Source organism: Frankia sp. CcWB3 (assembly GCF_977927595.1).
This window is the reverse complement of the sequence record NZ_CDWRCK010000105.1, coordinates 1-13450: the sequence shown is the minus strand read 5'-3', so window position 1 is coordinate 13450 and position 13450 is coordinate 1. Positions and strand designations below refer to the sequence as shown.

11 protein-coding genes are annotated in these 13450 nt (G+C 71.5%); 4 read left to right on the top strand and 7 right to left on the bottom strand.

Annotated features, from left to right (window positions below; all coding sequences use genetic code 11):
• Nucleotides 1–6: 6 nt before the first annotated feature.
• The 5 genes from ACY5KJ_RS10205 to ACY5KJ_RS10185 are packed head-to-tail and all read right to left on the bottom strand — an operon-like array spanning nucleotide 7 to nucleotide 5652.
• Complete coding sequence (locus tag ACY5KJ_RS10205; RefSeq protein WP_462187739.1) at nucleotides 7–1302, bottom strand: DUF58 domain-containing protein; 1296 nt, start codon at nucleotides 1300–1302, stop codon at nucleotides 7–9.
• A 9-nt stretch (nucleotides 1303–1311) separates the two neighbouring features.
• Nucleotides 1312–2367 carry an AAA family ATPase gene (locus ACY5KJ_RS10200; protein WP_462187738.1) on the bottom strand — a complete coding sequence of 352 codons (1056 nt, stop codon included), beginning with the start codon at nucleotides 2365–2367 and terminating at the stop codon, nucleotides 1312–1314.
• Nucleotides 2364–3950 carry a DUF4350 domain-containing protein gene (locus tag ACY5KJ_RS10195; protein ID WP_462187737.1) on the bottom strand — a complete coding sequence of 529 codons (1587 nt, stop codon included), beginning with the start codon at nucleotides 3948–3950 and terminating at the stop codon, nucleotides 2364–2366. The genes ACY5KJ_RS10200 and ACY5KJ_RS10195 overlap by 4 nt, the downstream gene beginning before the upstream one ends.
• Nucleotides 3947–4738, bottom strand: coding sequence for a DUF4129 domain-containing protein (locus tag ACY5KJ_RS10190; RefSeq protein WP_462187736.1), 792 nt, complete (start codon nucleotides 4736–4738; stop codon nucleotides 3947–3949). Before ACY5KJ_RS10190 ends, ACY5KJ_RS10195 begins: the two co-directional genes overlap by 4 nt.
• On the bottom strand, nucleotides 4735–5652 hold the full coding sequence (locus ACY5KJ_RS10185) for a hypothetical protein (protein ID WP_462187735.1): 918 nt from the start codon (nucleotides 5650–5652) through the stop codon (nucleotides 4735–4737). Before ACY5KJ_RS10185 ends, ACY5KJ_RS10190 begins: the two co-directional genes overlap by 4 nt.
• 328 nt (nucleotides 5653–5980) lie before the next feature.
• Between ACY5KJ_RS10185 and ACY5KJ_RS10180 the strand changes: the two genes are divergently transcribed.
• The 3 genes from ACY5KJ_RS10180 (at nucleotide 5981) to ACY5KJ_RS10170 (ending at nucleotide 8825) form a co-directional block, all read left to right on the top strand.
• The gene (locus ACY5KJ_RS10180; protein WP_462203254.1) at nucleotides 5981–6817 is read left to right on the top strand and encodes a ComF family protein; all 837 of its coding nucleotides are present in this window, start codon (nucleotides 5981–5983) and stop codon (nucleotides 6815–6817) included.
• A 332-nt stretch (nucleotides 6818–7149) separates the two neighbouring features.
• Nucleotides 7150–7983 (top strand): ribosome hibernation-promoting factor, HPF/YfiA family, encoded by an 834-nt coding sequence (gene hpf / locus ACY5KJ_RS10175; RefSeq protein ID WP_462187733.1) that lies wholly within the window; start codon nucleotides 7150–7152, stop codon nucleotides 7981–7983.
• Nucleotides 7984–8111: 128 nt separating this feature from the next.
• Entirely contained in the window at nucleotides 8112–8825 is a 714-nt protein-coding gene (locus tag ACY5KJ_RS10170) for a response regulator (protein WP_011435218.1), read from the top strand.
• Between the two features lie 16 nt (nucleotides 8826–8841).
• On the opposite strand, the gene ACY5KJ_RS10165 is transcribed toward ACY5KJ_RS10170, so the two are convergent.
• Complete coding sequence (locus tag ACY5KJ_RS10165; protein WP_462187731.1) at nucleotides 8842–9447, bottom strand: GNAT family N-acetyltransferase; 606 nt, start codon at nucleotides 9445–9447, stop codon at nucleotides 8842–8844.
• 252 nt (nucleotides 9448–9699) lie between these two features.
• Between ACY5KJ_RS10165 and secA the strand changes: the two genes are divergently transcribed.
• On the top strand, nucleotides 9700–12684 hold the full coding sequence (secA, locus tag ACY5KJ_RS10160) for a preprotein translocase subunit SecA (protein WP_462203253.1): 2985 nt from the start codon (nucleotides 9700–9702) through the stop codon (nucleotides 12682–12684).
• A gap of 25 nt (nucleotides 12685–12709) precedes the next feature.
• Here secA and ACY5KJ_RS10155 read toward each other — a convergent pair.
• Nucleotides 12710–13450 (bottom strand): Rv3235 family protein (locus ACY5KJ_RS10155; RefSeq protein WP_462203252.1); only part of this gene is annotated, 741 nt, incomplete at its 5' end.

Genomic DNA, 13450 nt, shown 5'->3' with positions numbered 1-13450 from the left:
ACAGATCTAGAGCCGGCCGAGGGATTTCAGGGTGAGGTAGGTGTCGGTGACGGCCGCCGCGTAGCCGCTCGGCGGTGCGTCCACCACCTCGGCCCCGCGGCGGCGCAGCGTCTCGGTGAGCTCCCGTCGCCGCAGCAGAGTCTGTTCGGCCGCCGCGGCCGCGTACACCTCACGGACGTCACCGCGGCCGGTCGTCATCTCGTCCACGCGCGGGTCGCGCAGCGCCGCGACCACGACAGTATGCCGCGCGGCCAGCGTTGGCAGGGCCGGGAGCAGCCCTTCCTCGATCACCGCCGGCACCAGGTCGGTGAACAGGACGACCAGGGACCGCCGCGAAGTCCCGCGCAGTACCGTCGACACGATTCCGCCATGATCGGCCTCGACCAGGGCCGGTTCCAGGGTGGCCATCGCGTCGCTCATCCGGGCGAGCAGCCCATGATCGTGCCTGCCTGGCAGGGTGATCCGGGGAACGCTGTCGTGCGCCACGAGACCCACCCGGTCACCCGCGCGCAGCGCCACCGCGGTGAGTAGCAGCGCGGCGTCGAGCGCATGGTCCAGCCGGGGAGTATCGCCGATCCGCCCGGCCGAGGTCCGACCCGTGTCGAGTACGCAGACGACCCTGCGGTCGCGCTCCGGTCGGAACGTGCGGACGACGACGGTCCCGCGCCGGGCGGTACCCCGCCAGTCGATCAGCCGGACGTCGTCGCCGATCACATAGTCCCGCAGGCTGTCGAACTCGGAGCCGGCGCCCGCGCCGCGGATGGCGACTTCGCCCTCGACCTCCCGCAGCCGCGCGAGAGCGGCCGGCAGATGGCGGCGTGACGTGAACGGCGGCAGCACCCGGACCCGCCATGCGCAGTGATGCCGTCCCTGCCGGCCGGCGAGGCCGAGTGGCCCCAGCGAACGGACCGTGATGCGGAACGGCTCCCGGTCGCCGCGCCGGGCCGGATGCAGCGTCGTCTCCAGGAAGCGCCGCTCCCCGGCCGGAACGGTGACCCGGTGCTCCCGTGGCCGGGACCCCGAGGACGGCGGCCAGGCGTCGCGGATGTGGGCACGCACCGTGCGGGTGCCGCCGTTCGTGACGCCGAGCACCAGCGGAACGGGCTGACCCAGCCGCCCGGCGGTCGGTCCGGACCGGCTGAACTCCAGCGTGCGGACCCCACCCGCCAGGGCGAGGTCGAGGGCGACCAAGCCCACCACCACCAGATCGACCAGCACGAGGGTCAGGCCCGGGGCGGGGGACAGGACGACGGCCAGCGCCCCGAACAGGGCCAGCGCGACGGTACGGCCGGTGATCGCCACCGTTTCCGCCTACCGGGGCACCGGAACGGTGGCGAGTACCTGTTCGAGCACGACGTCGGCCGTCACGCCGTCCAGTTCGGCCTCCGGGCGGAGGCTGATCCGGTGCCGCAGGGTCGCCCGGGCCAGCGCCTTGACATCGTCGGGGGTCGCATAGCCGCGTCCCGACAGCCATGCCCAGGCCCGGGTCGTCGCCAGCAGCGCGGTGGCGCCGCGGGGGGACACCCCGAGCTGTACCGATGGTGCCGCGCGGGTCGCCCGGGCCAGGTCGACGATGTAGGCTAGCACCTCCGGGTGGACTCCGACGGTGAGCACCGCGGCGCGGGCGGCCGCGAGGTCCGCTGGTCCCGCGACCGGGCGGACCCCCGCGGCGGGCAGGTCGGAGGGGTCGAACCCGCCCGCATGGTGGGCGAGGACACGGACCTCGTCGTCGCGGGGTGGCAGTGGCAGCGTCACCTTCACCAGGAAGCGGTCGAGCTGCGCCTCGGGAAGCGGATAGGTGCCCTCGTGTTCGATCGGGTTCTGGGTGGCGAGGACGGCGAAGGGGGCCGGCAGTGGCCGCGGGACGCCCGCCACGCTGACCTGACGCTCCTCCATCACCTCCAGCAGAGCGGCCTGCGTCTTCGGTGGAGTCCGGTTGATCTCGTCGGCCAGCAGGAGGTTGGTGAAGACCGGGCCCTCCCGGAAGGTGAACTCGGAACTGCGGTTGTCGTACACCAGCGAGCCGGTGACGTCGCCGGGCATGAGGTCCGGGGTGAACTGCAGGCGCTTGGTGTCCAGTGCCAACGCGGTCGCGAGCGTGCGGACCAGCAGCGTCTTCGCGACGCCGGGCACCCCCTCGAGCAGCGCGTGTCCCCGGCACAGCAGGGCGATGACGAGCCCGCTGACCGCCGCGTCCTGACCAATCACCGCCTTGGCCACCTCACCGCGCAGCGCGATCAGGGCCCGGCGGGCCGTCTGCGCGTCCGGTGGTGCCGGCTGCTCTCCCGGGCCCGGCGCCGCGGCGGACGACGATGCGGTCGAGGGCGGGGGGGCTGCCGTCGGCGCGTCGATGCGTGGGGATGTCACCGTAGGCCTACCTGTCGATCGAGCTCGTCGAGCGCGTGGGCCAGCGCCAGCAGCGCCGCGTCCTGCGTATCGCGTCGAGGGGCGCCGAGGCCGGCCCGGGGAACGCCCGCTGCGGCGGTCCGCTCGGATCCGCCGTCGCGATACCGTCCGGACTCGCCGGATGCCGGCCGCTGTCCGTTCTCGGCCGGGTAGCGGCCTGACTGGTACCAGTCCCTGGCCCGCCCGAGGTGACCGGGCGGTCCGGCGGTCTGCGGCGGCATGCCCGAACCGTACAGGAGCGATCCGATCTCCGAGGGTGACCGTCCTGTCTGCTCGCTGGCAGCGGTCACCAGAGTGACGGGATCGGGGCTCAGGGAACCGGCGGGGGTCCAGGCCAGGGGCAGGCCCATCCGTTCGGCCAGCCGGACGCGGGTCCCGGCCCGCAGCGTGTTGGCGGTCCTGTCCCGGGCGTGTGCCGCCGCGTACAGTCGCCCGCGTCCCTCGACCGTCTCGGCCGCCCGGACGACCACCGGGAGGGGCTCCGGCACCGGCGGCCCGAGCCGCCGGCCACGCCACAGCGCCAGCAGCGCCAGGACGACGACGATGTGCAGAAAGGTCCACCAGAAGGCGGACGGCAGCAGATCCACCATGCTTTTCGTGCCGACCCCGCCGGCCCCGCCCCCGTCGGGTGTGATCCAGGACAGCACGGGTTGCCGGGCGAGCAGGCCGAGGGCCAGCGCCGCGTTCCCCGTGCGGTCGAGGTGCTCGTTGGTGAGGAACCCCGCCGAGCCGAGCAGCACCAGCCGCCCGCCACTGACGCGTGGTGAGCCCGATCGGGTGAGGGTCAGCACGGCGAGGCGCGCCTCGTCGGGCGGGTCGCCGTAGCACAACGAGATCGCCATATCGCCGAGACCGGCTCCGTCGCCCTGGCGGGTGAAGGTCTCGTCGGCGCCGATCGAGGTTGTTCCGGCCGTGGTCGCCTCGGGCAGGAGGCACCGCGGATCGCTCTGCTCGCCGCCGAGCCCGGCGCCGAGTTTGCCGCCGGGCTCGGAGTCTGCCGTGACCACCCCGACATCCAGGGCGCCGAGCACCGTGGCGCCCGGCGCCACGAGGACGACGTCGGCGCCCTGCCAGACCCGTCCGAGCAGGGCGATCAGCTCGTCATGGGTGAGCCGTCCCGGATGGACGACGACCAGCGTCGCTCTGTCACCCGCCCCGGCTGGACCGACCCCGCCGCCCGGACCACCGGGGTTCGGCCCCTGCTGCCGGCCGCCGGAAGGGTTGTCCGTGGCGGACACGATGATCCCGCGTGCCCGCAGGATCTCGGCCAGGGCCCGGGTTCCTCCGGGCTCGGCGGAGGCCACGTTCAGGTAGGCCGGGCCGCCGGGCCGCCCGGCCAGCGCCGAGACGACCACGTAACAGAGGACCAGGACGCCGAGGACGGCCACCACGAGGATCCCGCGGCGCACCGCCGGGGGCCTGGGGCCGCTGCGCAACGCGCTCGGCGACCCCCGCCCGGACCGGCCGCCGGCCGTCCCGCCGCCCGCCGTCCCGCCGCCACCGAGATGGTCGCCGGTGATCGCCGGGGCGCCGGGGATGGTCATGCCGGGACCGCGAGGGTGTCTGCGCTGCCGGTGCCGCCGGTGCCCCCGGTACCGCGACGCAGCTGGGCCAGGGCGCGGTCGGCCTCGACCAGGACCTGGTAGCCGGCCGCGGACGCCGGGCGCCCGCCGTACCAGATCTCGCTGAAGACCTCGACGGCCGCGGCGAGCGCCGCGGCCGGCTCGAGCGCCGTGCCGGGTCCATCGCCCGCCGCGCCCGCCGCCGCGCCCGGCCGGTCCGTTCCGCCCCGGGGATGCCCACCGTCGGGTCCGCCCCGGGGAGGCCCCCCATCGGGGGACGGCGCGATCCTCGCCACGTCCTCGACGAGTTCACCGGCCGTACGGCCGGGGCGCGGATCGAGCACGCCCTTCTCCTCCAGCATCCGCACGATGGCCCGTAGCCGGGACCGGACCGCCTCGGCGTAGGCTCCGCGGGTGGCGTGGCCGTCCGCCTCGGCGCGCAACTGCGCCGCGGTCGACGAACTGGACAGGTCGTCATCCTCCCGCCTGGTACGCGCGCTGCGGCGCACCGGGCCGAGCCACCACCGTAGCGCCACCGCCACGACGACCAGTACGAGGACGAGCGCGAGGACCCCGAGACCACCCGACCCTCCGCCGAGGCCGTCTCCGCCAGGGAGCAGCCAGTGGACCAGATCCCCGATCTTGTCGTCGATCCACCGGACCGCCCGGCTCCACCAGCTGGGTTCGGGACTCCTGTAGATGTGCTTGGAAAGTTCCCGCCGAGCCTCCTCCCGAGCTCCGTCCCGAGTGACGGGACCACCGAGCGTCATCCGGAGGGCCGCAGGCCGGCGGTGCGGGCGCGGGCCGCCTCGGCGAGGGTCACGTCCAGACCCTCGCGTCTGATCCTGAGGTCGACGTAGAGCAGGACGACGGCTCCGGAGACGATCGGTGTGGAGATCGTGGTAGCGAGCAGACTGCCGATCGCCTGGACGATGTAGCCGGTGACGGTGAGGTTACCCCTGATCGGGTCGCCGAACACCGACTCGGAGGAGGCCATCACGATGCTGGCGGCGATGGCGAAGATCGCACCGAGGAACCCCGCCACCAGCATGGCGAGCAGCAGGATACCGAACGTTCGCCACCATGATCCACGCACGATCGCGATTGACCGTCGCAGCGCGTCGCGCACGGTGCCGCCCTCGAGGACGTACGCGGGCGTGGCCAGCGCCAGGTAGACCCCGACGACGATCGCCCCGACCAGCAGCGCGATCAGCCCCAGCACCACCGACAGCGCCACGATGACCGTGAGGCCGAGCAGGCCGGGCAGCCGTGGCGCGACCCGTCGGACCGCGTCGATCGTGGTGATTCGGCTTCCCAGGGTCGCCTCGCTCACCACGACGCTGAGCACCCCGGAAAGGAAGAGCCCGAGGATGAGATCGAGACCGAGCATCGCGACGGTGATGGCGGCCCTGGCGCCCGGCGACGCGTCCTCGCCGCTGATCGCGACGGTGGTGGACACCGTCTCCACCACCGCCGCGGCCGCCACCGTCACCCCGACGGTCGCGCCGGGATTCGTGCGGATCGTGGCGAACGTGCCGTCCAGGATCTCGCCCAGAGCGAGGGGGCGCAGCGGGATGATGCCCGGTTTCGGGACGGCCGGGCCCCACCGCCACTGTCCCCACGGGCCCTGCGGGGCGCCGGGTGGCGGTGTGCCGGGCGAAGCCCAACCGGGTCCGTCGGCCATCGGTGTGTCTCCACTCGTCGCAGTCGGTGTCGAGGTTCGGTGTGTCGAGGTAAGGATGCCGTGCTTGTGGTGGGCATGCTGCGGCCACTATGAGGATTCTGTGCTCTCGGCCGGGATGGATGCTGGGGATGCCGGCGGAATTACGCGGTCTGGCCGGGATGTGCTGGCCAGGATGTGCCGGCTGGGCCGCACCACCTCGGCTGCGGGGCCGGTCGCCGACCGAGTCGCCCAGGGTTGTCCACAGCCGCTTCACGACTGCCGGGGGCGGTATCCACAGATCACCACTTGGGGCTGGTCGGCCCGCGGCCCGCGGCTGATCCTTCCTGTCATGCCTCGAGCCACGTTGTCCCTGCTCACCAGGAATCTCGCGATCCTCGCTGATCTGATCATGCCGCTTGCCTGCGCCGGATGCGGCGACTGGGGGGCATCGGCGTGCCCGGCGTGTGTCGCCGAGCTTCGTGGTCCCGTGTTCCTCGCCGCCGCGGGCTCCCTGGCCACCCCGTGGCGGCGAGGGCTGCCGCCGTGCCTGGCCGCCGCCCGCTACGCCGACCGGGTCCGGGCGCTCCTTCTCGCCTACAAGGAGCGTGGCCGGCGCGACCTGGCCGGTCCGCTGGGCGGTGCGCTCGCCCGCGCGGTGGCGCGGGCGGTGTCGTCGGGCGCGGTGGGTGCCACTGACGTGCATCCCGGTCTCCGTCCTCGCGGGCGCGGTGTGGTGCTGGTCCCGGTGCCTTCGAACCGCGCCGCGCGGCGTCGGCGTGGTTTCGACCACCTCGAGCTGCTGTGTTCCGTGGCGGCCGCGGTCCTGCGCCGACGCGGGCACCGGGTCGGAATCGCTCCCGTGCTGCGGCCGGTGCGGCACACGGCGGACCAGGCCGGGCTGGGGGCGGCGGCACGGTTCGTCAACCTCACGGGCGCCTTCGGCTTGGTCGGTCCCGCCCGCACGGCCCGGCTGGTGCGGGCCGCCGACGATCTCTCGGACGGGCCTCCCGCGGACCCGTGCATCGTCGTGGTCGACGACGTATTGACGACGGGAGCCACGGCGGGTGAGGCGGTACGGGCCCTACGAGCCGGCGCCCTGCGGGCGAGCGCCGTCGCCGTGGTGGCCGCTTCGGGCCCGACGCGCGGACGGGACCGCTTGCTCGCCTTGACGGGGCCGCCGGGGTGAAACTACCAGTACGCACCGCCTGACCAGGCAGTAGGCGCAACGGCCGAGTGGCCCGACGGAGCGGGAGTGACCGCTTGTCGGTCGCAGCGCACTCGTCGTGCGGATACCGGGCCGGCGGGCGGAGTAGCGCCGCCGCTGAAGGGAAGGGAGCCGAATGCGGGCAGCTAGCCGTAGAACGTTGGGAAGGTGCGACAACCGTAGATAGGGCGCCCGGGGGGATCGTCTCGGCCCCGCGGAGATGGTTCCTTCCGGAAGCTCCGAGACACCGGCGCACGGTCGGCAGCCTTGGCGAGGGCCGTGGGCGCCGGACAGGCGAACAGGAGGTGGATCGCGTGGACATCGTGGTCAAGGGCAGGCACACCGCGGTTCCGGAACGGTTCCGCAATCATGTCCAGGCCAAGCTCGCCAAGTTGGAACGGCTGAACTCCAACATCATCCGGGTGGATGTCGAGCTGTCGAAGGAACGCAATCCCCGGCTGTCCGACGTCTGCGACCGAGTCGAGCTGACCGTGTACTCACGGGGTCCGGTGATCCGGGCCGAGGCCGCCGCGGCCGACTGCTACGCTGCCCTCGACCTAGCCGCCGGCAAACTGGCCGAGCGGCTGCGCCGGGCCGCCGACCGGCGGGTCCGCCACCACGCCAACCACGCTGGCGCCAAGCCGGCCGGGATCACCTCGGTCCCGCTCGGCAGTCTCATGCCGTTGGAGGGCATGAAGCCGGCGGCTGCCCTACCGGCCGGTGCCGAGGATGCCGGTGCCGAGGATGCCGGTGCCGAGGATGCCGGTGCCGCCGGAAGGAGTGGCAGCGGCGGGTCCAGGCCGGTCGTCGCCGCTCCGGCCGACGAATCCACCGCCAGGATCGGTGCGGGCGAGCAGAGTGAGCAGGCTCCGCTGATCGTCCGGGAGAAGACCCATGAGGCGGAGCCGATGTCGCTGGAGGAGGCCCTGTCCAACATGGAACTGGTGGGGCATGATTTCTATCTCTTCCTCGACGTCGACCTCGGCCTCCCCAGCGTCGTCTACCGGCGGGTCGGTTACGATTACGGTGTCATCCGGTTGTCCGGTTCGGCGGCGGCCGGCAGGTCGGGGCCGGCGGGCGCCGATCAGCGGGACGAGCGGCCGTCGCCAACCCGGGGCGCCTTCGTGAGCTCGGCCGCCGCCGTTTAGACGATCTGAAGGCCGCGTCCGCCGGCCGACGTGGGACTATTTGCCTCGGGTGTCGGAGTACACGGCGCACCGCCCCGCGTGGAGGCACGCAGGGCGGTGCGCTGCGGGCAGTGGTCCAGGGAGGTCAGATGACGGTGGAGGAGCAGCGCTCTGAGGAGATGCTGCCGACGCCATCGGAGGCGAACCCCATCCGGGTGCTGATCGTTGACGACCATGCGCTGTTCCGGCGTGGGCTGGAGATGGTGCTGGGGCAGGAGGTCGACATCGAGGTCGTCGGGGAGGCCGCGGATGGTGCCGAGGCGGTGACCATGGCTAAGGAGATGGCGCCGGACATTGTGCTCATGGATGTGCGGATGCCGCGCCGTGGCGGGATCGACGCCACGAGCGCCATCAAGGAGGCTGTCCCGAGCGCCAAGATCGTCATGCTGACCATCAGCGATGAGGAGGCCGACCTCTACGACGCGATTAAGGCGGGGGCCATGGGCTACCTGCTGAAGGAGATCTCTATCGACGAGGTCGCCGCGGACATCCGCGCTGTGTACGGGGGACAGAGCCTCATCAGCCCGTCCATGGCGTCGAAGCTGCTCAGCGAGTTCGCAGCCATGATCAAGAACAAGGATGACCGCCCGCAGCTCCCCACCCCCCGGCTGACCGATCGGGAGATGGAGGTGCTGCGGCTCGTCGCCAAGGGCATGAACAACCGTGACATCGCCAAGCAGCTCTACATCAGTGAGAACACCGTCAAGAACCACATCCGGAACATCCTGGAGAAGCTCCAGCTGCACTCCAGGATGGAGGCGGTCGTGTACGCGGTCCGGGAGAAGCTGCTCGAGATCACCTGAGGCCCGGTCGGGGGCGTCACCGCGGCGCGGGATCGTCCGGTAGGAGCGATCCCACCCAGCAGTCCCGCCGGTTACCGTCGCCCAGCAGCAGGGCCCGGCGCAGGGTGCCCTCCACGGTGAAACCGGCCTTCTCGGCCACGCGGCGAGACGCGAGGTTGCCCACCGCGGCCCGCCACTCGATCCGGGCCAGCCCCAGAGCTCTGAAACCCCAGCGGGTCAGCGCGGCAACGGCCTGGGAGGTCACTCCCCGCCCGCGCGTCGGCGCCGCGCACCAGTAACCAATCTTCGCATCGCCGTCGCCGGAGAGATCCGCCAGTCCGACCGAGGCAAGGAGCTGCTCGGTCGTGGCATCCACCACCGCGAACAGTGCCCCGGTCCCGCTGGCCCAGCTCTGCGGCGACTGGCGTGAGACGAAGTCCACCGCGTGTTGGTACAGATACGGCGTCGGGACTCTTGTCCACCGGCTTATCTCCGGGTCCTGGCAGGCCTGGTGTACGGCGTCGGCGTCCCGGGGGTGCCAGGGGGCGCAGATGCAGGCGGCCCGCCGTGATCTCCGCCGGTTCGAGAGGTGCCATGCTCCAACCTTGCACCGGCCGCCACCGTTGCCGCCGGTCCCGGGCACCCATCCGCGCTCCCGGTCGTTGGACAGTGCGGCGTGGCATGGGCGGACGATGCACGCCGTGCTGTCATCCCGTTCTGGTCGTTCCCGTCCGCGCGACCCCTGGCCCCTCGCCGGCACCCCTTCCCGTCGCCTGCTCCTCACCGGTCCCAGCCGGAGGAACCGCGCGCGGATGGATGTTGTAGGCGGCTATCGAAGGGCTAGCATCGTGGGGTCGGTGACCTCGCCGACGCGCCTGCCGGAGGAGTTTCGCCCGTGGTACTAGACAAGATCTTGCGTGCCGGCGAGGGCCGGATCTTGCGCAAGCTCAAGGCGATCGCCGAGCAGGTGAACCTGATCGAGGATGACTTCACCGGCCTGTCCGACGGTGAACTGCGAGGCATGACCGACGAGTTCCGCCAGCGGCTCGCGGACGGGGGGGAGACCCTCGACGACCTGCTGCCCGAGGCCTTTGCCGCCGTGCGCGAGGCAGCGCGGCGCACGCTGGGCCAGCGGCATTTCGATGTGCAGGTCATGGGGGGCGCGGCCCTTCATCTTGGCAACATCGCCGAGATGAAGACCGGTGAGGGCAAGACGCTGGTCTCGACCCTGCCGACCTACCTCAACGCGTTGGCCGGTAAGGGTGTGCACGTCATCACCGTCAACGACTACCTCGCCCAGCGCGACGCCGAGAACATGGGCCGGGTCCATCGTTTCCTCGGCCTCACCGTCGGGGTGATCCATCCGCAGATGCCGCCGCCGGTCCGCCGGGCCCAGTACGCCTGCGATATCACCTACGGCACCAACAACGAGTTCGGGTTCGACTACCTCCGTGACAACATGGCCTGGAGCTCGGAGGAACTCGTCCAGCGTGGCCACAACTTCGCGGTCGTCGACGAGGTGGACTCCATCCTCATCGATGAGGCCCGCACGCCGTTGATCATCAGCGGTCCAGCGGATCATCCGACCAGGTGGTACACGGAGTTTGCCCGGATCGCCCCGCTGCTCGAACGCGATGTCGACTACGAGGTCGAAGAGGGCAAGCGGACGGTGGCCATCACCGAGTCCGGGGTCGAGAAGGTCGAGGACCAGCTCGGCATCGAGAACCTCTACGAATCGGTGAACACTCCGCTCGTGGGCTACCTGAACAATTCACTGAAGGCCAAGGAGCTCTACAAGCGGGACAAGGACTACATCGTTACCGACGGTGAGGTTCTCATCGTCGACGAGTTCACCGGCCGCGTGCTCCACGGCCGTCGCTACAGCGAGGGAATGCACCAGGCGATCGAGGCCAAAGAAAAGGTCGAGATCAAGCAGGAGAACCAGACCCTCGCGACGATCACGCTGCAGAACTACTTCCGGCTCTACGACAAGCTCTCCGGTATGACCGGTACCGCCATGACCGAGGCGGCCGAGTTCCACCAGATCTACTCGCTCGGGGTCGTCCCCATCCCGACGAACAAGCCGATGGTCCGGCTCGACCAGCCGGACGTCGTCTACAAGACCGAGATCGCGAAGTTCGACGCCGTGGTGGAGGACATCGCCGAGCGGCACGAGAAGGGCCAGCCGGTCCTGGTCGGCACCACCAGCGTCGAGAAGTCCGAGTACCTCTCGAAGCAACTCCGCAAGCGTGGTGTGCCGCACGAGGTGCTCAACGCCAAGCACCACGAGCGGGAGGCGGCCATCATCGCCGAGGCGGGCCGCAAGGGCGCCGTCACGGTGGCAACGAACATGGCCGGTCGTGGTACGGACATCATGCTCGGCGGCAACCCGGAGTTCATTGCCCAGGCCGAGCTGCGCCAGCGCGGCCTCTCGTCGATCGAGACCCCCGAGGACTATGAGGCGGCCTGGCAGGAGGCCCTGGAGAAGGCCAGGCAGTCGGTGAAGGCCGAGCACGAGGAGGTCGTCGACGCCGGCGGCCTGTACGTGCTCGGCACCGAGCGGCACGAGTCCCGGCGCATCGACAACCAGCTGCGTGGCCGGGCCGGCCGGCAGGGCGACCGCGGTGAGTCGCGCTTCTACCTCTCCCTCGGCGACGATCTCATGCGGTTGTTCAACGCGGCCGCGGTCGAGGGCATCATGGATCGGCTGAACATCCCCGAGGACGTCCCGATCGAATCGAAGATCGTGACTCGGGCGATCCGGTCGGCCCAGACCCAGGTCGAGGGGCAGAACTTCGAGATCCGCAAGAACGTCCTCAAGTACGACGAGGTCATGAACAAGCAGCGCACCGTGATTTATGAGGAGCGCCGCAAGGTTCTCGGCGGTGCTGATCTCCACGAGCAGGTGCGTCACTTCGTCGACGACACCGTCGAGGGGTACGTGCGCGGCGCCACCGCCGACGGGTACCCGGAGGAGTGGGATCTCGACACGCTCTGGACGGCGCTCGGGCAGCTCTACCCGGTCGGTGTGGTGGCACCCGATGTCGACGATCGTGACGGGCTCACTGCCGATCACCTGCTCGAGGACATCCAGGTCGACGCGCAGGAGGCGTACGACCGGCGGGAACTCGACCTCGGCGACGGCCCCGACAGCGAACCGATCATGCGGGAGCTGGAGCGACGGGTCGTCCTCGCGGTCTTGGACCGAAAGTGGCGCGAGCACCTCTACGAAATGGACTACCTGCAAGAGGGCATCGGGCTGCGGGCGATGGGACAGCGGGACCCGCTGGTCGAGTACCAACGTGAGGGTTTCGACATGTTCCAGACGATGATGGAGGGTATCAAGGAGGAATCTGTCCGGCTGCTGTTCAACGTCGAGGTTCAGGTCGCGGGGCAGGAGGAGGCCGCCGCGCCGGTGGGCGTCGAGCCGGCCGCGTCCGCCGCTCCCGCACCGCCGGCCGGAGCCGCGACCCTGCCCGCTCCGGTGGCGCCGACGATCCCGGGCGGCGCCGGGCCCGTCGCGGACGCGCAGCCCGCTCGCCCCGCGGCGGCCGACCAGACTCCGCCACCCCCTTCACCGGTTCCGTCCGCACCGCCGCCGGTCTTCGTCAAGGGGCTTGAGCCGCGGCGGCCGACCGGTGGCCTGCGCTACACCGCGCCGTCAGTCGACGGTGGATCCGGGCCGGTCACGACGGTGGACGGCGGGTCGGGACTGGGCCGCCCGGCTGGAAACGGTGCGCTCAGCGCCGCCCGCGGCGAAGCCGGCACGGCGCAGCCCGGTGCGGGCACGCGTCCCGCTCGCAATGCGCCCTGCCCGTGTGGGTCAGGCCGCAAGTACAAGCGATGCCACGGCGACCCGGCGCGCCGCAACGCCGAGTGATCCATCCCTGGAGCCGGTGGCCGCGCTAACCCACCTGCAGGGTTGTCACCCGCCAGCGTCCGCCGGACGACTCCATGCGCAGCGCGAGTGCGGCCACCCGGGCACCTCGGCTGATGACCGCCGAGACCTCGGCGACTCCGGGTCGCGGTTCGCTGACCCGTACGCTGCGGACCTGACTCCGCCTGCGATCCGTGGTCTGGGCGACGATGCGTTCGAGATCGTTCTGCAGGCGGGGCGTCGTCCATCCGGCGAGATGCGAGGCCGGGCGCACTCCGCCGAGCGTCTCGACGATCGCTCTGACGATGACCACCGCCGTTTCCCGGGACGGTGGGTTCGTCCGGCTCCCGGCGGGGCGCCCCGGCCGCGGACCGGCTACCGGTTCGAGACCCGGCACCACGTGTGACGCCGCTGATCCCGTTCCTGTCCCCGTGACCGTGCGTTCGGGCATGGCGAGGTGCCGAGGCGTCCGATCGACCGTCGTCGTGCCACCGGGCTCGGTCTGGCCGTCCGCACCGCCACGGCCGCGCGGCGGCCCGCCGGGTCCCGGGGCGGTCACGGGCCGGCCTGGACGATCGGCGGTGGTGCATCCGGCCGGCCGCACCCGGGGTCGGGGCGGCCTTGTCGACGAGCCGGTCGAGGCGCCGGCCGGCGAGGGTCCGGCCTCGTCGTCATAGGGCGGTTCGTGGGGGATGACGGGAAGGCGGCGCATTGCGGGGGCCGGAATTGGACGCCGGGGCAGGGTCAGGGCGTAGGTGGCGGTCACGGC